20 protein-coding genes are annotated in these 23,254 nt (G+C 43.9%); 15 read left to right on the plus strand and 5 right to left on the minus strand.

Annotation, left to right across the window (positions count from 1 at the left end; all coding sequences use genetic code 11):
- The first annotated feature begins 12 nt into the window (after nucleotides 1-12).
- From NL930_RS05075 to NL930_RS05105, 7 genes are all read left to right on the plus strand, one after another.
- Nucleotides 13-738: a sulfite exporter TauE/SafE family protein gene (locus NL930_RS05075; protein WP_254375886.1), complete on the plus strand. Its 726-nt coding sequence runs from the start codon at nucleotides 13-15 to the stop codon at nucleotides 736-738.
- Nucleotides 739-802: 64 nt separating this feature from the next.
- Nucleotides 803-2,626: a KUP/HAK/KT family potassium transporter gene (locus tag NL930_RS05080; protein WP_254375887.1), complete on the plus strand. Its 1,824-nt coding sequence runs from the start codon at nucleotides 803-805 to the stop codon at nucleotides 2,624-2,626.
- A 72-nt stretch (nucleotides 2,627-2,698) separates the two neighbouring features.
- The gene (locus NL930_RS05085; RefSeq protein WP_039672803.1) at nucleotides 2,699-3,040 is read left to right on the plus strand and encodes a hypothetical protein; all 342 of its coding nucleotides are present in this window, start codon (nucleotides 2,699-2,701) and stop codon (nucleotides 3,038-3,040) included.
- A gap of 4 nt (nucleotides 3,041-3,044) precedes the next feature.
- Nucleotides 3,045-4,304: a hypothetical protein gene (locus tag NL930_RS05090; protein WP_254375888.1), complete on the plus strand. Its 1,260-nt coding sequence runs from the start codon at nucleotides 3,045-3,047 to the stop codon at nucleotides 4,302-4,304.
- A 1-nt stretch (nucleotide 4,305) separates the two neighbouring features.
- Complete coding sequence (locus NL930_RS05095; RefSeq protein WP_254375889.1) at nucleotides 4,306-4,605, plus strand: metal-sulfur cluster assembly factor; 300 nt, start codon at nucleotides 4,306-4,308, stop codon at nucleotides 4,603-4,605.
- Nucleotides 4,606-4,707: 102 nt separating this feature from the next.
- Nucleotides 4,708-5,013, plus strand: a complete 306-nt coding sequence (locus tag NL930_RS05100) for a hypothetical protein (RefSeq protein ID WP_254375890.1) — start codon at nucleotides 4,708-4,710, stop codon at nucleotides 5,011-5,013.
- The gene (locus tag NL930_RS05105) at nucleotides 5,010-6,599 is read left to right on the plus strand and encodes a methyl-accepting chemotaxis protein (protein WP_254375891.1); all 1,590 of its coding nucleotides are present in this window, start codon (nucleotides 5,010-5,012) and stop codon (nucleotides 6,597-6,599) included. The genes NL930_RS05100 and NL930_RS05105 overlap by 4 nt, the downstream gene beginning before the upstream one ends.
- Before the next feature lie 14 nt (nucleotides 6,600-6,613).
- Here the strand turns inward: NL930_RS05105 and NL930_RS05110 are convergent, their stop codons facing one another.
- Both NL930_RS05110 and NL930_RS05115 read right to left on the minus strand, forming a co-directional pair.
- Nucleotides 6,614-8,569 carry an ABC-F family ATP-binding cassette domain-containing protein gene (locus NL930_RS05110; protein WP_254375892.1) on the minus strand — a complete coding sequence of 652 codons (1,956 nt, stop codon included), beginning with the start codon at nucleotides 8,567-8,569 and terminating at the stop codon, nucleotides 6,614-6,616.
- Nucleotides 8,570-8,640: 71 nt separating this feature from the next.
- Nucleotides 8,641-10,251, minus strand: coding sequence for a methyl-accepting chemotaxis protein (locus NL930_RS05115; protein ID WP_254375893.1), 1,611 nt, complete (start codon nucleotides 10,249-10,251; stop codon nucleotides 8,641-8,643).
- Between the two features lie 225 nt (nucleotides 10,252-10,476).
- On the opposite strand from NL930_RS05115, the gene NL930_RS05120 reads away from it, so the two are divergent.
- Genes NL930_RS05120 through NL930_RS05130 form a run of 3 tightly spaced genes read left to right on the plus strand, consistent with a single transcriptional unit; the run spans nucleotide 10,477 to nucleotide 12,981 of the window.
- Nucleotides 10,477-11,706, plus strand: coding sequence for a M48 family metallopeptidase (locus tag NL930_RS05120; protein ID WP_039672793.1), 1,230 nt, complete (start codon nucleotides 10,477-10,479; stop codon nucleotides 11,704-11,706).
- Nucleotides 11,696-12,514: a peptide chain release factor N(5)-glutamine methyltransferase gene (gene prmC / locus NL930_RS05125; protein WP_254375894.1), complete on the plus strand. Its 819-nt coding sequence runs from the start codon at nucleotides 11,696-11,698 to the stop codon at nucleotides 12,512-12,514. The genes NL930_RS05120 and prmC overlap by 11 nt, the downstream gene beginning before the upstream one ends.
- Complete coding sequence (locus tag NL930_RS05130) at nucleotides 12,511-12,981, plus strand: DUF4149 domain-containing protein (protein WP_254375895.1); 471 nt, start codon at nucleotides 12,511-12,513, stop codon at nucleotides 12,979-12,981. Before prmC ends, NL930_RS05130 begins: the two co-directional genes overlap by 4 nt.
- A 60-nt stretch (nucleotides 12,982-13,041) precedes the next feature.
- On the opposite strand, the gene ftsZ is transcribed toward NL930_RS05130, so the two are convergent.
- From ftsZ to NL930_RS05145, 3 genes are read right to left on the minus strand one after another with little or no spacing between them, the layout of a single operon-like run.
- Complete coding sequence (gene ftsZ, locus NL930_RS05135) at nucleotides 13,042-14,157, minus strand: cell division protein FtsZ (RefSeq protein ID WP_039672787.1); 1,116 nt, start codon at nucleotides 14,155-14,157, stop codon at nucleotides 13,042-13,044.
- 16 nt (nucleotides 14,158-14,173) lie between these two features.
- Nucleotides 14,174-15,571, minus strand: coding sequence for a cell division protein FtsA (ftsA, locus tag NL930_RS05140; protein ID WP_039672785.1), 1,398 nt, complete (start codon nucleotides 15,569-15,571; stop codon nucleotides 14,174-14,176).
- Nucleotides 15,572-17,032, minus strand: coding sequence for a peptidylprolyl isomerase (locus NL930_RS05145; protein WP_039672783.1), 1,461 nt, complete (start codon nucleotides 17,030-17,032; stop codon nucleotides 15,572-15,574).
- A gap of 104 nt (nucleotides 17,033-17,136) precedes the next feature.
- On the opposite strand from NL930_RS05145, the gene NL930_RS05150 reads away from it, so the two are divergent.
- The 5 genes from NL930_RS05150 (at nucleotide 17,137) to NL930_RS05170 (ending at nucleotide 23,254) form a co-directional block, all read left to right on the plus strand.
- The gene (locus tag NL930_RS05150; protein ID WP_254375896.1) at nucleotides 17,137-18,441 is read left to right on the plus strand and encodes an adenosylmethionine--8-amino-7-oxononanoate transaminase; all 1,305 of its coding nucleotides are present in this window, start codon (nucleotides 17,137-17,139) and stop codon (nucleotides 18,439-18,441) included.
- Between the two features lie 30 nt (nucleotides 18,442-18,471).
- A complete protein-coding gene (gene rsmH, locus NL930_RS05155; protein WP_041963344.1) occupies nucleotides 18,472-19,389 on the plus strand; it encodes a 16S rRNA (cytosine(1402)-N(4))-methyltransferase RsmH in 918 nt (305 codons plus the stop codon).
- Nucleotides 19,389-19,673 carry a hypothetical protein gene (locus NL930_RS05160; protein ID WP_039672778.1) on the plus strand — a complete coding sequence of 95 codons (285 nt, stop codon included), beginning with the start codon at nucleotides 19,389-19,391 and terminating at the stop codon, nucleotides 19,671-19,673. Before rsmH ends, NL930_RS05160 begins: the two co-directional genes overlap by 1 nt.
- A 33-nt stretch (nucleotides 19,674-19,706) precedes the next feature.
- Nucleotides 19,707-21,026, plus strand: coding sequence for a DNA recombination protein RmuC (rmuC, locus tag NL930_RS05165; protein WP_060825696.1), 1,320 nt, complete (start codon nucleotides 19,707-19,709; stop codon nucleotides 21,024-21,026).
- 65 nt (nucleotides 21,027-21,091) lie between these two features.
- Entirely contained in the window at nucleotides 21,092-23,254 is a 2,163-nt protein-coding gene (locus tag NL930_RS05170) for a cation-translocating P-type ATPase (protein WP_254375897.1), read from the plus strand.

Raw genomic sequence — 23,254 nt, forward strand, 5'->3', positions numbered from 1 at the left:
GAAAATGACAAGATGGATGCATTATTCTTTGGATTGATCAGTTTTTGTACGTCGAGCATAACGGCGGTTATCGGAATAGGCGGAGGTTTATTACTGCTTGCGATCCTTCCGTCGTTTTTACCGGCAAATGTTCTGATTCCTATTCATAGCCTCAATCAAATTACCAGCAATGTCTCACGAGCGTATTTTGGCTACAAAGAGATCCAATTTCAAGTCATACCGAAGTTTTTTATCGGATCTTTACTCGGCGTCGGGCTTTTTAGTTATAGCCTCAATTACATATCCATGACGTATATTCCCGTCTTTATCGGAACGTATATCTTACTGTCGTTATGGTCTCAAACGTTTAATACTACGATGATGCATTATGAAAATTACTATTTCATCGGTTTCTTTCAAACCGGCTTATCCGTCATCGTCGGGACGACGGGACAACTCGCGATCGCAAAATTATTGAAAGATTTTCATGATAAAGATAAAGTGATCGCAACATCGGCCGTTTTGATGTGTATGACGCATGTTATGAAAATAACGGTTTTTGTCTACTTTGGATTTGTCTTTCGCGAGTATCTCGGTATCATCTTGACTATGACGATCGGCTCTGTTTTCGGATCTTACGTCGGAACTTATTTACGCCATCGAATCGACGGGAAGAAACTTGTTTTGGCACTCAAAATAGTCTTAACGGCTCTTGCGATCAAATCTATTATGCAGGTTTTAGTCGCGTGTGCATTTTGATACTTTTTTAACGCGTCTCGTTTTATAATCTCTTTTGCATTGATAATCAAACAGTAAGGCTCTTATGAAAATTTGCGAACGTATGAAAAAAGAGATGATGACGATCAAAGCGTTAGGAGTGGTTTACGGCGACATCGGAACGAGTCCGATTTATACCTTAGCGGTTATTTTTATGATCGTGCCTCCGACGGTTGAGAGTATTTTAGGGATTTTATCGTTTGTTTTTTGGGCATTGGTCGTTTTGGTAACGATTCAATATGCATGGCTTGCCACGAGTTTGAGCCAAAAAGGCGAGGGCGGTACGGTCGTGTTGGTTCAAATTCTAACCCCGTATCTCAGGCATGCCAAAACCGGAACGATCGTTTCGATTTTAGGGTTTTTAGGGATTTCCCTTATGATCGGTGATGGGGTGATTACGCCGGCGATCAGTATTTTAAGTGCGGTCGAGGGTGTTTTGCTGATTCCGCATTACGAAGAGACGCCGAGGCTTTATCTGCTTCTTTTAGCGTCGTTGATCGCGTTAGGGTTATTTGTCGTTCAAAAAAAAGGCGTCGAGAGGGTAGCTGCGGCATTTGGGCCGATTATGGTGGTGTGGTTTTTGAGTTTGGGAAGCGTGGGATTGTTTTACGTTTTGCAAGAGTCTTCCATCCTTTTAGCGATCAATCCGACGTATGCGATTTCGTTTGCGTATCATCATCCTTGGATTACCTTTGTGTTGTTAGCGGACATCGTTCTTGCGACGACCGGAGGCGAAGCGTTGTATGCAGATATGGGGCATTTGGGTAGGCTTCCGATCTTAAAAGGGTGGGTCTTTGCGTTTAGCGCATTGGTGCTCAGTTATTTCGGACAAGGATCGTTCTTATTGACGCATCCCGAATGCGTCGGAAGCCCGTTGTTTGAAATGATGCAAGAGTTTGCACCTTACATGTACGTTCCTTTTTTAGTATTGACGATCTTAGCGACGATTATCGCGTCGCAGGCGATGATCAGCGGTATTTTTTCCGTTTTGTACCAAGCAATGACGACGCGTATTTTTCCCCATTTTCGCGTTGCGTATACGTCGCATGAATTACACTCTCAAATTTATGTCGGTTCGATCAATTGGTTTTTATTTATTTGCGTCGTCGTGATGCTGTTCGTGTTTCAAGAATCCGCCCAATTAGCCGCGGCGTACGGTTTAGCGGTTTCGGGGGCGATGAGCATTACGGGGTGTTTGATGTGTATGATTTTCGCGCATCAAGGAGCGTGGATCAAAATGGCGTTTTCGGTTCTTTCGGGAGCGACGAGTCTTATTTTCTTTATCTCTTGTTTGTTAAAAATTCCGCACGGCGGCTATTGGTCTTTGTTGATCGCTTCGGTTCCTTTAGGATTGATTATTCTCTATACCGAAGGGCAAAAACGGTTGTACGCTTCGTTTATTTCCGTTGAAAAAGAGACGTTTGTCAAAGAGTACGAAGCCTACTATGCGTCTCAACCGCACATCGGCGGTACGGCACTTTTCTTTGCACGTAAAAAAGAGAATATTCCGGCATATATTCCCAAAACGATGTTTAAAAACGGCATTATTTACGAGCGAAACGTGATCGTCAAAATGAAGCCTACCAGTGAGCCATTAGGCGTCGAATGCGAACTAAGCACTCTTGCCGCAGGACTTGATTTGCTTGTGATTTTCGTCGGTTACATGGAAATCTTCAATATGGAAACGATTTTAAAAAGCCAAAAAATTAATGAACGTACGATTTTCTACGGTGACGAAGAGATCGTCTCTTCCTCGTTATGGTGGAAACTTTACGGGCTTATTAAAGATATGTCGCCCAATTTCGTAAGCTTTTACAATTTCCCGAACGAAAAGCTTATCGGCGTTTCAAGGCGTGCCGAAATTCGCTAAAGTGCTTGATATAGATTAAGGAATTTTGTCTCAAATAGGGTTATAGTGGTGTCAAAAAAAAAGGACAAAACTATGTTACCCGATACCGCTCACTCTTTCACCGTCCAAGACGCGACGGTGCCGTTTTTTACGTATGAAGCGCACGGCACGTCATACATCTATTTCGATACTTCGGCGTGCATTCCTCCCGAGCCTATGATCAATGCGATGCTGGCACTCGAGCTTTTGGACAGCGTCACGAAAAAAGTCGTGATGATCAACCATCGCTCTCCGGTCGGTTTGTTGGCAAAAGTCGAAAAATTTTACGATATCGAAACGACACAGCTCGAAGAGGGAAAACTTCAATTGATCTTTTCGTACAAAGAAGGCGTAAGCGATCAAGCCGATCTTAGCCAAAAACAGTGTGCGGGTTAAGACGATGCGATCGCTCGCGACCGAAATGGCTCCGCCGTTTGCTTTGGTAGCACATTTTTTCATTGCCGCCGTGGTCTTTCTTCTCTTAAGCACGGTGGCGCTTTTTGAGGTTTATCCCGATCTTTCCGGTTACGGAATCTCTTTTAGCCTCGCCTCGTTTGCTCATTTATACCTTTTGGGTTTCGTGATGATGGTCATCTTCGGAGCGATGTACCAACTGCTGCCGGTCGTCTTGGAAATACCGCTTTTTTCCAAAGATTTTGCCTACGTGCAGTTCTACGCTTACGTCATCGGACTTGGTATGATGGTCTTAGGGTTTCGGTATCTTGAATGGCACCTTTTGATCGCTTACGGCGGTTTTTTAACCTACATGTCAATCGCTATTTTTTGCGCGAACGTCTTTTTAACCTTCTACCGCTTGGAAAAAAACAGTATCGTGAGCAGTTATTTGTTGATGGGAACGATTTTTTTAGCGGTTGCGGTCACGCTTGGCATTTTGTTGGGGTTTGTTTTAGCGCACGGCATGCTCAGTATCGACATCGACGCGTGGGTCAAAGCTCACGTTATCGGCACGCTTTTCGGATTTGTCATGATGATCGTTATGGGCGTTTCGATGGTGCTGATCCCGATGTTCTCGCTAGCACACGGCTTCAAAGACCGCTACATCCATGCGGCGTTATTTTTGCACGGTATCGGCGTAAGCGTTGCGATTTTAGCCTTGGTCGCGGCGTTGCCTACGGTGGTATTTTATGCGGCTCTTGGGTCAGTGCTTATCTCGATGGGGTTGTACCTGTTTCAGATGGGAATTATTTTTAGCGTTAGGGTGCGAAAGCAAAACGATTATTGGGTAAAAAATCTCTTCTTCTCGTTTTTGTCGCTTCTCGGTGCGATGGTGATGCTACTACTTTTTTTCATCGAGGCTCAGGAGCGTTATTTATTTGCGGCTGCGGAACTCTTTTTCTTCGGGTTTTTGTTGGCGTTCATCGTTGGACATTTATACAAGATTTTGCCGTTTTTAATTTGGTATAAAACCTTTTCCCCGCTTGTCGGGAAACAGAAAGTGCCGCTTTTACACCAAATGGTTCATACTAAAAGCGCCGATATACAGGCTTTTTTACTGTTTATTTCCGTCGTGTGTTTAAGCATTGCGACGCTCTTGCCTCTTCAAGTTCTTTTCTACGGTGCAAGTTTGGGTGTGATGTCGAGTGTTGTGTTGGTTGCGTTTAACGTTGTTTACGCATTTACGTATAAAGGAGAAAACTAAAATGACATGTAACGAACATGAAGTGTATCAAGCCATCCAAACCGTGATCGATCCGGAAGTCGGTTTCGACATCGTTTCTTTAGGGTTAATTTACGGCGTACGCGTTGAAGGAGAAGACGTTTACGTACGTATGACGCTTTCGACGAAAGGGTGTCCGTTGCATGAATTGATGCAACAATGGACGAAAGAGGCGGTTTTGAAGTTAGAGAACGTCGCAACATGTACGATCGAGCTCGTTTGGGAACCCGCTTGGAATATCTCGATGGCAAACGATACCGTCAAACAAGCACTCGGTGTTTAAAAATAGAAGATACTCTCTCATTTTTAGTCGATCTTTAGTTACAATCGATAGAATATGTATTATAATGGGTAAACGTAAGGTTTTTGGGGGAAAAGAATGCACGTGGTAACTAAAGTACGTAGTGAGAGTGTCGACGTCGTCGTTACGGGGACGATCAAAACCGTGAGTGATACGCAAGCAATTAAAGACGCCGTTTTAAAAGCGCATACGAGTCATATCGACGTTCCGATTCGGCTTCTTCTTCAAGACTCGTTTATTATAACCTCTTCGTTAATCGGTTTCTTAATTAAAGTAATTAAGATGGATCATTATGCTCTTATCGTAGAAGTCGGAAGTTTAGAGCTTTACGAGATGCTTGAAGATATGAACTTGATTGAAATTATGAACGTGCGAAAGGCATCGGTATGAAAAAGGGCATCGGAACGAAAATCGGCTTTACGCTTATTCCGCTTTTGCTGGTAAGTTTTGTTATTTTACAATTCGTGATCGTAGGCGAGTTTAAAAAATCTTCGCAAATTCAAAGCGAAAACAATCTCAATCTTTTGAGTCAATCGGTTTTTCAAACGGTACGTGCCGCTATGAATTTGGGCGATAGAGCATTGATCGAAAAATCGCTCAAAGACGCCGAAGGAATGAAAGGCATTAAAGAGCTCAAAATTCATCAAGCCCAAAGCGTCATCGATACGTTTGGCATCGATGCCAAACCCTCAACGGAAGAAGCCGTCGTCGCTATTTTTAAAAATCCCGTCCAAACAAGTTCGACTTTGGATGATGCTAAAGGGCATCGTTTGCGTCTTTTAAAACCGCTGATTGCCGAGCAAGATTGTTTGGCCTGTCATGCGACGTCTCAAAAAGGCGATGTTTTGGGCGTTATGGATATGACGTTTTCGTTTGACGAGATCGATGCTTACATCGGTTCGATCAGTTGGAAGCTCATTACGATTTTTGCTTTTTCGTTACTGGTGACGTCGATTTTGATTATGTGGGTTTTAAAAAGCGTGGTCGGAAATCCTTTGGGTATTTTGTTGGAAAGAATTAAAAATCTCTCCGGCGGAAGCGGCGATTTAACCGCACGCGTCAATATTAACAGTCAAGACGAGATGGGCGAGATTGCTCATCATATCAACCTTTTTATCGAAAAAATTCAGTCGATTATCGTTACGTCGCAAACGATTTCAAAAAACGTCGAACATACGGGCGAGACGCTCAATACCAACGCCGTTAACTTTTCGCAAGGCGTTTTTGAACAAGCCAAACAGATTAAAACGTCATTTGATCTGATGAAAGATATCGAAGCCGATCTTGATCTTTCCGAAGAGTTAGCGATTCACACCGTTGAAGACAATAATGCTTCCTTTAGCGTTTTGGAGCGCATGAGTTTATCGTTGAACGAGGTCGTTCAAAAAATCAACGGTGCAAGCGAGCAAGAACAAGATATGGCGCACCAAATACAAAGCGTCGTCGCTCAAACCGACCAAATTAAAGGCGTCTTAGAGATGATCAAAGATATTGCCGATCAGACTAATCTTCTAGCCCTCAATGCCGCCATCGAAGCCGCGCGCGCGGGAGAACACGGACGAGGGTTTGCGGTCGTTGCCGATGAAGTGCGAAAACTTGCCGAGCGCACGCAAAAATCTCTAGCAGAGATCGACGCGACGATTAGCGTTATCGTTCAAGGCGTAACGCAACTCAGTGCGCATATGGAAACCAACGCGGACAATATTCGCCTTATTTCAGACAATGCCGTTGAAGTGCAAAATGAAACGGAAGAGACGCGAAATCGCACGATTCAATCCATCGAGATTTCGAAAAAAGCGTCTAAAAAAGTCGTCGAAATTTCGCACTTAACCAACCAAATGATGGAGCAGATGAAAAAGACACTGAGTCTTTCAAACAATAACGAAAAGATTGCCGAAGAACTTTCAGTGATTTCCGGTAACATGTTAGAATCGTCTCAGCGTTTAGACTCGACGCTCTCGTCGTTTAAAGTATGATGCAAAGGGCTTTTTTAGCCTTTTTGCATCGTTTCGATTTTTTCTTCAAGCTCTAGCCATGCTTCGATCAGCGGCTCTAAAGCGTCTTCTTTCAAACGTAAATCTTCCGACAGTTTGCTTAATCCTATTTTTTGGTAGCAATCGGGATTTTCAAGGCATTTTTTAATCGCTTTGATCTCTTCTTCAAGGGTTTCGATTTGATGCGGAAGCGTTTTAAGGGCTTGTTGCTCTTTGTAGCTCAGCTTAAGCGTCATTGCCTCTTTATTCTTTTGCGTTTTGGAAGAGCTCTCCTTAGCCTCGCTTGACGTTTCGTTTTCCATGGCTTCAAGTTCGGCAATCTCTTTTTCGATTTCAAGGTATTCGCTGTAGTTTTGATAACTCTCTTCGATACGTCCGTCGCCTTTGAAGACGTAAAGCTTCGTAGCGATTTTATCGACGAAATAACGATCGTGGCTGACAAAAATAACCGCACCTTGAAAACTTTGAATGTACTCTTCTAAAATGTTAATCGTCGGTATATCCAAATCGTTGGTCGGTTCGTCCAAAATCAAACAATCGACTTCTTGGGTAAACAAAAGTGCCAATGCCACGCGATTTTTTTCGCCGCCGCTTAAAACGCCTATTTTTTTTGCCAAATCTTCTTTTGGAAAAAGGAAGTTTTTGAGGTAACCGAAGACGTGCATATTTTTCCCTTTGACGTCTACGCGATCGCCTCCGTTAGGACAAAACGTTGCGAGCAGGTCTTTGGTGTCGTCAAGCATGGCACGTTGTTGGTCGAAGTAGCCTATTTTAAACTCTCCTTGTTTAATGCTCCCTTGATCGATGGCTAAATCACCGAGGAGAATTTTGAGAAGGGTCGATTTTCCGGCACCGTTTTTACCGACGATCGCAATGCGGTCTTTTTGCAAAATGCGCGCACTAAAAGCCTTGATAAGAGGCTTGTCGCCGAGCGTTTTAGCGATGGATTCCATTTCGAACAACATCTTTTGCTTATTGAGAATCTTGTCGCCGTTAAAGTTGTGCTTTTCACGCTCTAGCTCCAATTTGAGCTTGCGAACGAGTGAGGGATTTTTTTTTGCCTGATCGCGTAATTCAAAAACCCTTTGTTTGCGTCCTTCATTACGTTTGAGTCTGGCTTTAACGCCGCGTCTTAACCACTCTTCTTCGCCTTTTAAGTATTTGAGAAGATTTTCGTGTTGTTTTTGCAACGAAAGAATGAGCAGTTCTTTACATGTCAAATAGCGTTCGTATCCTCCATCGAAACTGCGTAACGAAGCTTCTTCGATTTCGATCGTACGTGTTGCGATTCGGTCGATAAAATAACGATCGTGCGAAATAAAGAGCAACGTAAATTTTCCGTTCAAAATCATCTGTTCTAAAAATTCGACCATATAGACGTCCAAGTGGTTTGTCGGTTCGTCTAAAAGCAAAATATCGGGTTTTTGTAAAATCAGACCTGCAAGCGTAACACGGCGTTGTTCACCTCCGCTTAGCATCGTTACGTCGCTTTGTTCAAATTGTTTCAGGTCGAAAACTTCCAAAACGCGTTCGATTTTTTCATCTAAATTCCATGCATCGTGCAGTTCCAAATAGCTTACGAGTTCACTTTGTTCTTTTAAAAGCGATGCATTTTGAAAGTCGGTTTCCAATGTTTTGAGGAGTTCATGATAGCGCGTCAAAGCAACTTTAAGCTCTTTAAGACTCTCTTCAATCGCCTCTTTAACGTTCATGCCTTCTTTAAAATGCGGTGTTTGATCGAGCATGCCGATCGTCGTGTTTTTTTGAAGAATACGCCTACCTTCGTCCGGTTCCAATATGCCGTAGAGAATCTTCATTAAGGTCGATTTCCCGCCGCCGTTTTTGCCGATGAGGGCGACGCGTTCGTTTGCGTGGAGCGAAAAGTCGACGTCGGAGAGAATTTTTTGCGTTTCGTATGCTTTATGAATGCCGATAAGATCTAGAAGTGCCAAACGAGTACCTTGTTTTTACGCGTATTATACCATTAAGCGGGCAAAGCAAAAAGCCTTGCCCGAAGAAGCGATTACGATTGGAATTGGTTGAGTTTGTTGTTTAGATTTTCCGCTAAACGGGAGAGATGATCCGCCGCCGCCGCAATTTCTTCAACGCTACGTGCGTTTTGGCTGGTAAGCGTGTTAATATTGGAGACCATTTCGACGATTTTATCGGTATCGTGTGAAATTTTTCGCGAATTTTGAGCGTTGGAAGCCACCGTCGTGACGGTTTCATCCATCACGTTCGTCGTATCGACGATAGTCTCTTCGACACCGTTTGATACGCTTGATAGCCTTTGAATATTACGTGCGTTTTTATTCATTTGATCCGAAGAATCGACGATGGCTTGTACGATCACGTTAATCGTCGCATTGATTTCGGTTAACGATGTTTGCGTACGCTCGGCAAGTTTTCGCACTTCATCGGCAACGACCGCAAAACCTCGTCCGTGTTCGCCCGCGCGCGCGGCTTCGATGGCGGCATTGAGGGCTAAAAGATTGGTTTGATCGGCAATATCGGAGATGACCGTTAAAATATGTTTTACTTGTTCGGCGTCATGACTCATCTGCTCTAATTTTTGAGCCAAGGCGGTTTCGGATTGGCTAGCACCTTCAACGTCGTTTCGAAGCGTGATGATCTCATTTTTGGCGCGTGAGAGTTTGTCGTTTGCCAAAGCGATTTTATCTTTTGTGACATCCGATAATTTAGCGGTTTCTTGAACGAACGTTTTAATGGTATCGATTTCGTGAATCGTATTTTCGACGATCAGCGAGCTTTGTTCGGCGTTACGTCCGATTTGCATACTGGTGGTGCTAAGCTCATGCGATACCGAAGCGTTTTCGCTGGAAGAATTTTTGGCATCGATAATCGTCTGCTCTAACGTATGAACAAGCGCGTTGAAACTGTCGACGATTTCTTTGATTTCGTTGGCTTTATCGTAAGGAATACGAAAATTAAGGCGTTTGTGTTGAACAAACCCCGTGATGCTATCGCGAATCAGATGAACGCCGTGCATAATATTTTTACGGATGTAAAACGTCGTGATAAAAATCGTTACGCCAACAAGCAATAAAACGACGAACATCCACGTATCGGCATTGCGTTTCACTTCCATCGCATTATTCGCCATTTTTTTGGAAACTTCGATATTGTATTTGATGTGCGCATCCAAGGCTTTCGTAAAATCGAGTAACGTAGGGCGGCTTTTATTGAGCAATGCCGCAGCTTCAACGGTTTTATTCTCCTTGGAGAGTTTGCTGACATTTGCGATGATTTCTAATGCTTTGCCGAGCATAACGCGATCTTTGGCTAAATGCTCTTTATCTTTTTCATCGGAAACCATCGTTTCATACGTTTTAAACGATGCTTCGATACTTTGCCTTACTTTTTGAATCGCTTCGTCGCGTTTGACTTTTTCTTCTGGTGCATCATGGGTAATATGTTCCCATAGATTCAGACGTAAGCGATAGCCGTTTTGGATCGTATCGTTGAGAAGATCGATGCTTGGAATGGAATTGACGTTCGCATAGTTCGTCTCGTCGTAAACGTGCTCCATCTTTTGTAACGCGATACCGAAAATCGTACATGTACCTAAAATTGCTACCGCTAATATGCCCGTTAGCTGTTTTCCGATTGTCATAGTTTCCCCCCCCTTACTATATAACATCAGATAGATCGTAAACTTATTTTCCTAACAATACGTTTAAACTCTCTTTTACTGATAATCAAATAAACAAGTTTTTGATAATGTATAGAGAAAGGATACACTACGATGCGTGACAAATGCGTTGCAATGTTATGATTTAGAAAATATTGATCAAATCTTGGTATCATACGGCACTTTATCGCATGAAGGATGCATGGAATGTTAGAATGGATTTTAGGGCTTTATTGTCTTTATCTTTTGATCAAGCTTTATGCCGCTTTGATGGAGATTGGCTTTGTCGAAAAAGCACAACGGTTTGAACCGGTTATCTTATCGGCTGTGAATTATACCAAAGCCGCCGCGTACAAAATAGCATCGCAAAAACTCTTGTTAACGACGACGTTGTACGATTTTATCCTCTTTTTTTCTTGGATCGGTTTTGGGTTGCGACGTTTGGACGAAATCGTGATTTTTGAAAACACTCTTTTAAATTCCGCCGCTTACGTGTTGGTTTTTAGCGCGATCAATTATCTTTTAACGCTTCCGTTTGAGATTTACCAAACATTCGGGCTTGATAAAAAGTTCGGTTTTTCAACGATTACCCCTCGAACTTTTGTGCTCGATCAGTGTAAATCCGCCGTGATGTTTGTACTCTTCGGCGGAGCTTTTTTTGCCGCAATGGTGTCTATTATCGATACGTTTAAGGATTGGTGGATTTACGGATTTGTGTTTTCGTTTGCGGTCGTTTTGTTTATCAATATGATCTATCCCATCGTGATCGTTCCGATGTTTAACAAACTGACGCCGCTTCAAGACGAAACGTTACAAGGTGCGATTGAACGTTTGCTGGAAAAAGCGGGGCTTCACAGTAGCGGTGTTTTTTGTTTGGACGCCAGTAAAAGAGACAACCGTTTGAATGCGTATTTTGGGGGCTTAGGGCGTTCGAAGCGGGTTGTTTTATTCGATACGCTGATCGCGAAACTGACGACGTCTGAATTGTTGGCGGTTTTAGGACATGAACTGGGACATTTTGCACACAAAGATATTCTGAAAAATATTGCCGCGAGTGCTTTGATGCTTTTGGTGATGTTTGCACTTTTTGGAAACCTTCCTCTAGCGTTGTTTGAATCTTTACATGTAGAACCGAGCGCGCATGCTATCATCGCTCTTTTTCTGTTGTTCTCTCCCGTCATTTCGTTTGCGATGATGCCTTTGTTTGGGCTAATGAGCCGTTACAACGAATACCGAGCCGACGCTTACGGAAGCGAATGTGAAAATCAAGAAGCCTTGCGTGACGCATTGATGAAGCTCGCCGATGAAAATAAAAGCTTTCCTTTTGCCCACCCTTTAACGATCGCGCTTTATTTTACCCATCCGCCGTTAACCAAACGGTTGGAACGGCTCGGTATGCATTTTGAGTCTTCGACGAAGGACGCGTGTGCGCATTAAAGAGATCATCGCTCATCATGCGCGTTTGCTAAAAAACGTCAGCGACGTTCCTCAAAAAGAGGTTATGGTGCTTTTAGCGGAACTTTTACACCAAGAGACGAGCTGGCTTGTAGCGCACGGTGACGAAGAGATCGTTTTGCCTTTGCTTTTTGAAGAATGGATAAACCGACGTATGCGGCATGAACCGTTAGAATATATCTTAGGGCGTGCCGAATTTTACGCCAAAACGTTTTACGTCGATTCAAACGTTTTAATCCCGCGTCCCGAAACGGAACTTTTGGTCGATAAAGTCGTAGAAGAAGCACGCGCTTTGAATGCGCCCGTGATTGTTGAGATCGGTACGGGAAGCGGCATTATCGCTATTATGACGGCGCATTTACTGCCCAATGCTTCGATTATAGCCGTCGATATTTCAGGCGAGGCGTTAAATGTCGCAAAAAAAAATGCACGTTTACACGGGGTTGAAGATCGTATCGAATTTATCGAGGGGAGTTATTTGGCGGGTATTCAAAAACCGATCGATATTTTAGTATCGAATCCGCCTTATATCGCTTTGGGTGAGCCTTTAGCCCAAGGACTTGCGTACGAGCCTTCGTTGGCACTGTTCGGAGGAGAAAAAGGCGATGAAATGTTGTGTCGCATCATCGACTTATACGTTTTTCATAACATTAAAACCCTTATCTGCGAAATGGGATACGATCAGCGAATCGCCTTGACATGTTATGCCGAGCAAAAGGGTCTAGAGATCGAGTTTTACAAAGATTTAGCGGGCTTGGATCGCGGATTTTGGATTAAGGAGCAAAAATGAAAAGTTTAACATCGCTTTATTTGATGGTATTGGGAGTTGCGTTAGGCGTTGAAATTGCGGCGGGTGCTTTTGTCGCTCCGGTCATTTTCTTTCCTCAAAAGTATTTGGGAGAAGGTGTCTTAACACATTTTCAAAGCGGTATTTTGATGACGCAGGTTTTTTTGAAAACCAACCTTGTGATCGGTTTTATTGCACTTTACAGTATGATTTTTGAAGTGCAAACGACGATGGCACGCAAACGAAACGATATGCTTTCGTTTTTTCTTTCTTTAGGTTGTGCCATTGCGACGGGCTTATTTATTTTTTATTATACGCCTTTTATCATTCATGCCCAACAATTAGGAGCAGAGCATACGACCGGAGAAGCTTTTTTGAGGATGCACAAACAAAGCGAACTCGTTATGAAAGTGCTCATGGGCTTTCAGTTGATTCTTTTTTTAAGACGAGGGTGGTTGGCTCAACGTTAAAAGAGGGAAGTGTGATCTTCCCTCTTTTTTGATGAGGTTTTGAGGAGTTACGGGGTTGGGTTAATCCATTTGGTGGCGAATGTATGTTGGAATATCAAGATAATCGTCTTGTCCTTCATAGCCGCCGCTGACTTTTTTCAGGCGTAAAATACGCTCTTTTTTAATTGCTTCTTGGTTCGTGTTGAGTGCTTTTAGCTCTTTAGCTTCTGCTTTATTTTCAAATCCCGTTGCGACGATCGTGACTTTGACACTATTTTCAGGCATATTTTCATCGGTCGTCGTACCGAAAATGACGTCGGCGTCTTCATCGGCACAATCCATAATGAGTCCCATCGCCGTACTGATTTCGTTCAACGGATACGTCGGAGGAAGTTGGAAATGAACGAGTACGCCTAAAGCACCGTTAATCGACATGTTGTCCAATAACGGAGATTCGATGGCACTTTTGATCGCTTCGATCGCCGCTTCGTCTCCGGTACTTTCGCCGATACCCATCAACGCCATACCTCGGTGACTCATAACGGTTTGTACGTCGGCAAAGTCAACGTTAATATCGCTTTGTCCCGAAGAAAGAACAACCAAGCTCATACCGCCGACCGCACGACTTAAAACGTCGTCGACGATTCTAAAGCTGTCTTTAATACCGAATTTTGCATCAACGATAGAGAGGAGTTTATCGTTAGGGATAATAACGATCGAATCGCTTTCTTTGCGAAGTTCGTTAATCCCGAGATCGGCAAGTTTCGCGCGTTTTTTACCTTCGAACGCAAACGGGCGCGTGACGACGGCAACGGTTAACGCTCCGACTTCTTTTGCCGCTTGTGCAACGATCGGTGCGGCACCCGTACCGGTACCTCCGCCGAATCCCGAAGCGATGAAAACGATGTCGGATTTTTCAAGAGAACTTTTAATCTCATCATAGCTTTCCAATGCGGATTCTTTTCCGACTTCGGGACGCATACCCGCACCCAATCCTTTTTTGCCGAGTTGAATTTTTGTTTTTGCTAAACAATTTTCCAAGGCCTGTGCATCCGTGTTGGCGGCAATAAGGTCGATACCGTTAATGCCTTCTCGTACCATATGGTTAATCATATTACCGCCGCCGCCGCCGACGCCGATCACTTTTATTTTAGCGCCGTAAACACCTTTTGATTCTTCTATGCTAAATCCGTTCATAACCCCGTACCCCTCTCTAAAATAGTTGTGTCAATCTGTTCCATAACTTTGCGCCGAAGCCTTCGCTATGTTCTTCTTGGATATTGGCCAAGTCTTTCAGTTTTTCTTTTGCGTTGTCTGTTTGTAATTTTATGTTCGTATTGGTTGTTGTCGGTTCATTTTCTATCATCTCGTCATCATCTATGTCGTCAAAAAGTTTTTCTTGATGGTGGTGGCGACTCGGTTCAATCGTCTCTTCTTTGTAACGTAATTTTTTATTGGAATCGATTTCATACGGCGTAAATTGACCGCCCCCGTAAAGCACAAGTCCAATAGCGGTTGAATAGCTTGGATCGCGTAAGGTTTCAAAAAGTCCGTCGACTTCTCTAGGCTTTGCGATACGAATCGGCACATTGTCGAAAATAGCAGAGGCTAATTCTCGAATACCGTCTAATTTCGTCATACCGCCCGTTAAAACCACGCCCGCACCGATTTGTTCTTTAAAACTACTGTCTTCAAGCGCTTTAGCTAAAATCATTAAGGTCTCTTCGACGCGAACGTAAATGACGTTGGAAACGATATTGAGCGAAACTTCATGTGTGGAACCGTCGTCTCCGATCACGGGAAGTTCGATCAGTTCGTTTGAGTTGTTTTTTAAAGAACCGTAATTGATCTTAATCTCTTCGGCCGCTCCCAAAGGCGTGTGAAGTGCCGTCGATAAATCGTTGGTAATATTAAGTGATCCGACGCCTAAATAGTCGTTAAAACGCATTGAGTTACCCGCATGGATCATCACGTTACACGTTGCGCCGCCCATATCGATAACCGCAACGCCGAGTTCGCGTTCGTCGTGGTTTAAAACGGCGATAGCGGATGCATAGCAGTTCAAAACGATATTGTCGATTTCGACACCTGCAGATTTTACGGCTTTTCGAAGGTTGCTTAACGATGATTTTTGTGCGGTAATGATATGTACTTGTACTTCGAGCCTCGCGCCGTTCATGCCTAGCGGATCTTCAATAAATTCTTGGTCGTCGACTTTAAAGTTGTAAGGTAATACATGGAGTTTTTCGTATTCGTTTGGAATGTTGGCATTGTGATCCGCCATTTGCATGGCTCGGTTAATCTCTTTGATGCCGATGTCACGGTTAGGAATATTGACGATACCGCTACTGTCGACACTTTTCGTATATGCTCCGGAGATGGAAACGATCACGCGTTCGTACTGTGTACCGGCAACACGTTTTGCATCGTTGAGTGCATTGCGAATGGATTTTGAAGCAAGGTCGATATTGGTAATAATACCTTTTTTTAGACCCTGAGACTTTGCAATACCCGCGCCTAAGATTTTGATGTCGCCGTCATCACTTTTTTGAGCAATAATTGCGCAAATCTTGGTTGAACCAATGTCAATGCCTAAAATCGTAGTGCTCAACTATTTTCCTTTATAATATTGCTCGATCGGATAAATCGTCGCAAGCTTTTTAATCAGATTTTGATTCAAGTCCGTTTGCTTAGCTTGAGCCACATTCTCGCTAATCATACTAACGTATTGCTTAGCTTTGTCATTATTAAGCAACTTTTGTTCCAAAATCTCGTAAACAATGGCTTTCCCGTCAATAACTTGATAACCTTTTTTAGCCGTGTTATCAAAAACGTGACTTAAAAATTCGGTACTTTTCGCTTCGCTAAGTCCCGCAATCGACTTCACGCTGTCGCGACTAACAAAGCCGATGTCGGTACCGTTAAACGTATCGAGTCTGGCTTGTGCTTTTTTCTCCAACGCCGCCGATTTGAGTTCGTCGAGAAGGTTTTTAGCAGCTTCTTTTTTAGCAAGTTCGTAAGGCATGGGCTCTGGGAATTTAATCTCTTTGACTTTGACGACGACGTAGCGATTATCCACAATGAACGGTTTTAACACTTCGTCTTTTGCCGCCGTTTGGATTTTATCAACCGGAAACGTTGCATCGTCGTCGTAGATCGTTTTTGTTTCCGTAGCGTTGGTTTCGCCTTTTTTAAATGCCAAATACGTTTCGAGTGCCGTTTTCTTATCGCCTTTGAGTTTGAAATCTTTTAAAAGCGCGTCTTTCGCCTCGTCAAAGCTCATCAATTTACCGTCTGGATGCGTGTAATTATGTTTTTCTTGCGCGTAAAACTCTTCCAACTCTTTTGGATCGACTTTGGCATCCGAAGAAGCGATCGTAATCAGATCAATTAGGTAACTTTTTTTCGTGAGGTAGTTTGATTTGTGCGCATCCCAATAGGTTTTAATCTGCTCTTCGTTCACGTTGACTTCGTTGGGTTCTAGCGTTACGGATGCGACGGATAGGCGATCTTCCATAAAAAATGCCGATGTAAAAAGCTCGATCTCTTTTTGTGTTGCGGGAAGTTTAAACGCTTTTTCCAATTTTGCGTATAAAATCTCTTTTTCCAAGCTTTTTTCGTAGTCGCTCGGGTTGATTCGGTTGGCTTTTAAAATCGAGTAGTAAAGCTCTTTGCTAAACGTGCCGTTGTTTTGAAAATTCGGCGTGTTGACCAAGCGTTCCTTGACGTCTTCTTTCGTGGCTAAAAGTCCTATTTCATCGGCATAATTGAGGATAAGCGCTTGATTGATAAGATTTTGCATTACGATTTTATCAAGGCCCATTTGTTCGGCTTGTTCTTGGGTAAGTTTGCCTCCTAGAAGGTTGTTGTACATCGCGAAGTGGTTGGCATATGCGGATTGAAATTCTTGTACGGAGATGGAACGGTGACCGACTTTTGCTACGGACGCCGCACGGTCTTTATTTAAATCGTAAGCACCCCAGCCTACAAAACCGGCTCCTACGAAAGCGATCGTACTGATCCAAATCGTAACGACCAAGTATTTTTTATGACGTTGCATCCACGTAATCATTCAAGCCCTTTAAGAACGGTGTATTTTGATATAATTCTATCCATATAGTTATTAAATAACGATAAATTCAAAGAATCCTCCTAACAAAAAGGTCAAAAAGTATCATGAATCCACAAACGTTAATTGATGCCGATTTAAAGCATATTTGGCATCCTTGCACTCAAATGAAAGACCATGAAACGCTTCCGTTAATTCCGATTAAAAGCGGCAAAGGCGTCTATTTAACCGATTTTAATAACAACCGTTATATCGACGGCGTTAGTTCGTGGTGGGTCAATCTTTTCGGTCATGCACATCCCTATATCAATCAAAAAGTCAAAGAGCAAATCGACACGTTGGAACACGTCATTTTTGCCGGATTTACGCATGAACCCATTATCCGACTTTCCGAACGTTTGTGCAAGCTTGCGCCAAGAGGTCTGGAAAAATGCTTTTATGCCGATAACGGTTCAAGCGCGATCGAAGTCGCTTTGAAAATGAGCTTCCAATACCATCAAAACAAAGGACAAAAGCGTCCTTTTTTCGTTTCCTTGCAAAACAGTTATCACGGAGAGACGATCGGTGCGCTTTCCGTGGGCGATGTTGCGTTGTATAAAGAGATTTACGAAGATATTTTAATACCGACGTTACAAGCACCCGTTCCCAAAGATCAAAGCGAAGAGGCGGCTCGTGAAGCCGCATCGGGATTGGAAGCTATTTTCAAAGAGAAGGGCTCGGAAATTTCCGCTTTTATTATCGAGCCGTTGATTCAATGTTCCGGTTATATGCACATGTACCATCCGCTTTACATTGCGCTTGCTCGCAAACTGTGTGATCGTTACGATATTCATCTTATTGCCGATGAAATCGCGGTTGGTTTCGGTCGAACGGGTAAAATGTTTGCGTGTGAGCATGCCGACGTTAGTCCTGATTTTATGACCTTGTCCAAAGGCCTTACGGGCGGATATTTACCGCTTTCGGTGGTCTTGACGACTCAAAAAGTGTACGATGTGTTTTATTGCGATTACACCGAATTTAAAGCCTTTTTACATTCACACAGCTACACGGGCAATCCGATCGCATGCAGTGCCGCAAATGCGGTGTTGGACCTGTTTGAAAACGAAGCGGTACTGGAAAAAAATCATGAAAAAATTGCTTTTATCGCGCAATGCCTTGAGCGTTTTAAAACACTCGGTAATGTCAAAAGCGTGCGCCAAACGGGCATGATTGCCGCAGTCGAGCTTAAAACCTATCCCGTTTCGTTTCGCGTTAATTTGAAAATTTTTCAGTACGCCTTAGGTAAAGGGGTTATTTTACGTCCGCTCGGTAACGTGGTCTATTTTATGCCTCCTTACGTCATTACATGTGAAGAGATCGAGACGATGATGGATGCCGCGTATGAGGCGATTGTAAGTCTAGATGCGCTATAATACGCCCCTTATTTTTAAGAAGGATTTTGCGTGAATATTCCCCACATCCCCGTACTTTTAAACGAAGTCAAAGCGGCTTTTCAAGGCATTGACGAGGGTGTTATCGTGGATTGCACGCTCGGATACGGCGGTCACAGCGAAGCCCTTTTGGAGCAAAATCCGAATATTAAACTCATCGGTTGCGATCAAGACGCAGAAGCGTTACGTTTTAGTCAAAAACGTTTGGAGCGTTTTGGAGAACGCGTACAGTTTGAACACGATAATTTTTCCAACGTGATCGCGAAATACCGACACCTACCTCTTCGAGGAATCCTTGCCGATATCGGCGTTTCGTCTTTACAGCTTGATAAAAAAGAGCGTGGTTTTGCCTTTGATTCGGACGTGTTGGATATGCGTATGAATCCAGAGCAAGAACTCAGCGCTTACGACGTGATCAACCGTTACGACCAAGATGCGCTGGAGTTTATTTTACGCGAGTACGGCGAGATTCACGAGCATAAAAAATTGGCACAACTCATTTGCGACGCAAGGGCAAAAGCACCGATAAAGAGTGCCAAAGAACTCTCCAAAATTGCCGAAAAAGTCGGCGGCAAGAAGAAAATTCATCCTTCGACGCTTCTGTTTCAAGCGATTCGCATCGAAGTCAATAACGAGCTGGGCGTTTTGAGCACGCTTTTAGAAAGTATCAAAAATGCCGATCTTGAACATTGCATCGTGGGGATTATTTCGTTTCACTCTTTGGAAGATCGTATCGTCAAGCAAACGTTTAAACTGTGGAGTCAAAACTGTATTTGCCCACCCGAAGTCATGCGATGTATGTGCGGTAATAACCATGCTATCGGAAAACTCCTGAGCAAAAAGCCGATAGAAGCGAGTGCCGCGGAGTTGAAGAAAAATCCCAGAAGTCGCAGTGCAAAACTTCGAATTTTTGAGATAAGAAGAGCCTAATGGACGATAAAAATCAGCTACTCGATCAATACGACGCGGAGCAAAGGGTCGAAAAAAATCTCGATTTTCGCTTTTTATTACTGGTCTATATGGTCATCGGCGTCGCTTTTTTATTGATTTTGCCGAAAATTTATATCAAAAACCAAATCTATTATATGAGCCGCGATATTAATAAACTCTACGGCGAGTATTCGATTCTCAAGGAAGAGAACCGCGTTTTGAAGCAAAATTTGGAAAATATCCGTTTTAAAAACCAGATTTTGGATACGATCTACATCAATTAATTTTCTTACATGTACGTTTTTTAGGAGTGCGATATGTCTTTTGAAATACAAACGATAGCTTTGTTCGTCGGTATCGGCGTGTGGATGATTGCGACGGCGCTTTGGCTGTACGCTTCGTTTCGGGATAAAGCGAGGGAACTTGGCGAATTACGTAGTTTTTGTACGACGCTTCAAAGCGAAAATATGGAGCTCAGCGTTCAAAAAGCCAAATTGGAAGCCGAACTCGTCGCCCAAAAAGAGGGTAATGCCGCGTTAAAAGCCGATTTGGAGGAGCAAAGCCAAAAGTTGGAGCTCAAACTGAACGCTATTATGGAACAACACTTGGAGAAAAAGCTCCAAAAATTGGACGAAACATCGACCAAGTCGCTTGAAACGCTTTTAAAACCGTTTAAAGAAAATTTAGAAACTTTTAAAAAGAGCGTGGAAACGTCTCAAGAGCACAGTACGAAAAAATTTGCCGAACTCTCCAAAGAGATCGAACTCGTGGCGCGTGCGGGGCTCAATATCTCCAAAGAGGCGGAAAACCTGACCAAAGCACTCAAAGGTAAAAAACAGAGTCAAGGCAGTTGGGGCGAGATGATTTTGGAGAGCGTTTTGGAGTATTCTGGGCTTCTAAAAGGGGTGCATTACGAAACGCAAGAGAGTTATAAAGACGAAGAGGGACGCACCAAACGCCCCGACGTGATTATCAAGTTACCGCAAGAAAGAACGATCATTATCGATTCGAAAGTTTCCCTCAACAGTTACGACGAATACGTGCGCGCCGAGAGCGACGAAGAGAAACGTTATGCCGCCAAAACGTTAACGGCGGCGTTTCGCGAACATGTCGATACGCTGGATTCCAAAGATTACGCGCATTACCGACAAGGTACGCTTCAATACGTCTTTATGTTCGTGCCCATCGAAGGAGCGTTTTCGGTAGCCGTAAGCGAAGATCCGAAACTGTACGAGTATGCTTTGCGTAAGCATATCGCTATCGTCAACCCTTCCACGCTGACCGTTTCGTTGCGTACGATTTATCTCTACTGGCAAAGCGAACAGTCCAGTACTCTTGCTTCAAAACTCTTTGACGAAGCGGGAAAAATGTACGATAAAATGGTCGGTTTTGCCGAAAACTTTAGGCGAGTAGGTGCGCAAATTCAAACCCTCAACAACAGTTACGACATTGCGCATAAACAACTCACCGAAGGTTCGGGCAATATTATGAGCAGGGTTGAAAACCTCAAACGGCTCGGTGCAAAAGCGACGAAAAACCTCAAAGACGCCAAGATCGACTATCAAGATTTCAATCCCGAAGTCGAAACCGTCGAACTTTTGGAAGAGAAGCAAGACGAGCAAGAAACTGACATGTAAGGTTTTTCGTTTATCTTCGCAAAAGCCTTGAAGCGTTAGAATGTCACAAAAAACAAGGATAAAAAATGTCCGAAAAGCAGTTTGACCTTGACGTGAAAGGCATGACGTGTGCGGCATGTTCGGCGCGAATTGAACGTGTATTAAACAAAATAGAGGGCGTAAACGCCAACGTCAATCTTGCCGCCGAGAGTGCTCACGTCATCTCTTCCAACCCCGATATTACGTTAGAACACATCATTCAAACCATCGAAAAAACAGGCTTTCAAGCGAGCAAACTCGAAAAAGTCGATCCGGAGCAAAAAAGCTTGGAAAAAGAGCAGGAGTACCGCAAGCTCTTGATTCAATTTTGTATTGCGGCACTGCTGACGTTGCCGTTTTTTATCGAAATGCTTTTTATGCTCACGGGCTATCATCTTTGGCATATGCCGCCTTTTCTACAGCTTCTTTTAGCGAGCGTCGTACAGTTTTACGCCGGAGCAAAGTTTTACAAAGGTGCTTACAAAAGTTTGGCGGGCGGGGGTGCCAATATGGACGTTTTGGTCGTCTTAGGCACGAGTGCCGCGTATCTTCTAAGCCTTGGCGTAATGGTTTTAGGGCTTTCGGGGCATTTGTATTTTGAAGCTTCCGCATCGGTCATTACGTTGGTACTTTTAGGAAAACTCTTAGAACTTCGTGCGAAAGCGAAAACGGGGTTTGCCATTCAAAAGCTCCTTCATCTTCAGCCAAAAACCGCTTTTGTCGAAAAAGAGGGCAAACTTCACGAAGTCAGTATCGAAAGTTTACATGTCGGCGATATTTTCGTCGTCAAAGCGGGAGAGGGCATTCCTACCGACGGTATCGTTTTGGAAGGGCATAGCGTGGTAGACGAGTCGATGGTGACGGGAGAGAGCCTTCCCGTTCTCAAAGCCCAAGGCGATAAGGTCGTGGGTGCGACGAAAAATGCGGACGGTATGCTCAAATGCCAAGCGACCCAAGTGGGATCTGACACTTTTTTAGCTTCGGTGGTCAAACTCATCGAAGAGGCGCAAGGCTCCAAAGCCCCTATTCAACGTCTTGCCGACAGGATTTCGGGTATTTTCGTTCCCGTCGTCGTAAGCGTCGCACTCATCACGTTTATCGCGTGGTGGATGTTGGGAGCGGGATTTGAAAATGCGTTGATTAACGCCGTAGCGGTTTTAGTCATCGCGTGTCCGTGCGCCTTGGGGCTTGCAACGCCGACGGCAATTATGGTCGGAGTAGGACGCGGGGCGAGTGAAGGAATTTTGATCAAAAATGCCGAAGTGCTTGAAAACATCGGCAAAATCACGGCGGTAGTTTTTGATAAAACGGGAACCTTGACCTACGGCGACGTTAAAGTCAATGCCGTCGTCGCACACGATAATGCAAGTCCGGAGGAAATTTTAACGCTTTGTGCGGCATTGGAAGAGGGCTCAAACCATCCGCTTGCCAAAGCGATCGTTACCGCCGCCGCGTCTTCAAAACAGACGATGAGCGATTTTCACAATTATTCGGGGCAGGGAATTTCGGGCATTATCGAGGGCGTGCTTTATTACGCGGGGTCGCTTCACTTCGTCGCGCAAATGAGCGGATGCGACGTGAGCGCAAAGATCAAACCTTATGTAGAAGAGGGCAACAGCATCGTAGCGCTTGGAACGCAAGAGAGCATTTTAGGCTATATCGTCATTTCCGATACGCTTCGAGAGAGTGCCAAAGAGGCGATTGCTAAACTACGCGAACGAAATATCGACGTTTATATGCTCACGGGCGATCATGAAGCTAGCGCACACGCGATCGCCGAGCGTTTAGGGATTTCGCATGTTTTCGCCGAAGTGTTACCGCATCAAAAAGCCGATAAAATCGCTGAGCTCAAAGCGCAAAATGCATTTGTCTGTATGGTGGGGGATGGCATCAACGACGCGCCCGCACTTGCACTTTCCGACGTTGCCGTAGCGATGGCGCAAGGCTCGGACATTGCCATCGAGAGTGCGGACCTTATTTTGACGAAAAACGATCCGATGAACGTTTTACACGCGATCGATCTCTCTCGTGCTACGATGTCAAAAATTAAACAAAACCTTTTCTTGGCATTTGTGTATAATACCCTAGCGATCCCGCTCGCCTTTTTAGGAATGCTTAGTCCCGTCGTCGCGGGTGCGGCAATGGCGATGAGTTCGGTATCGGTTGTGAGCAATTCGCTCCTACTTCGACGTTGGAAAATTAAACTTTAA

This window comes from Sulfurospirillum sp. hDNRA2 (assembly GCF_024206095.2).
GTDB lineage: Bacteria > Campylobacterota > Campylobacteria > Campylobacterales > Sulfurospirillaceae > Sulfurospirillum.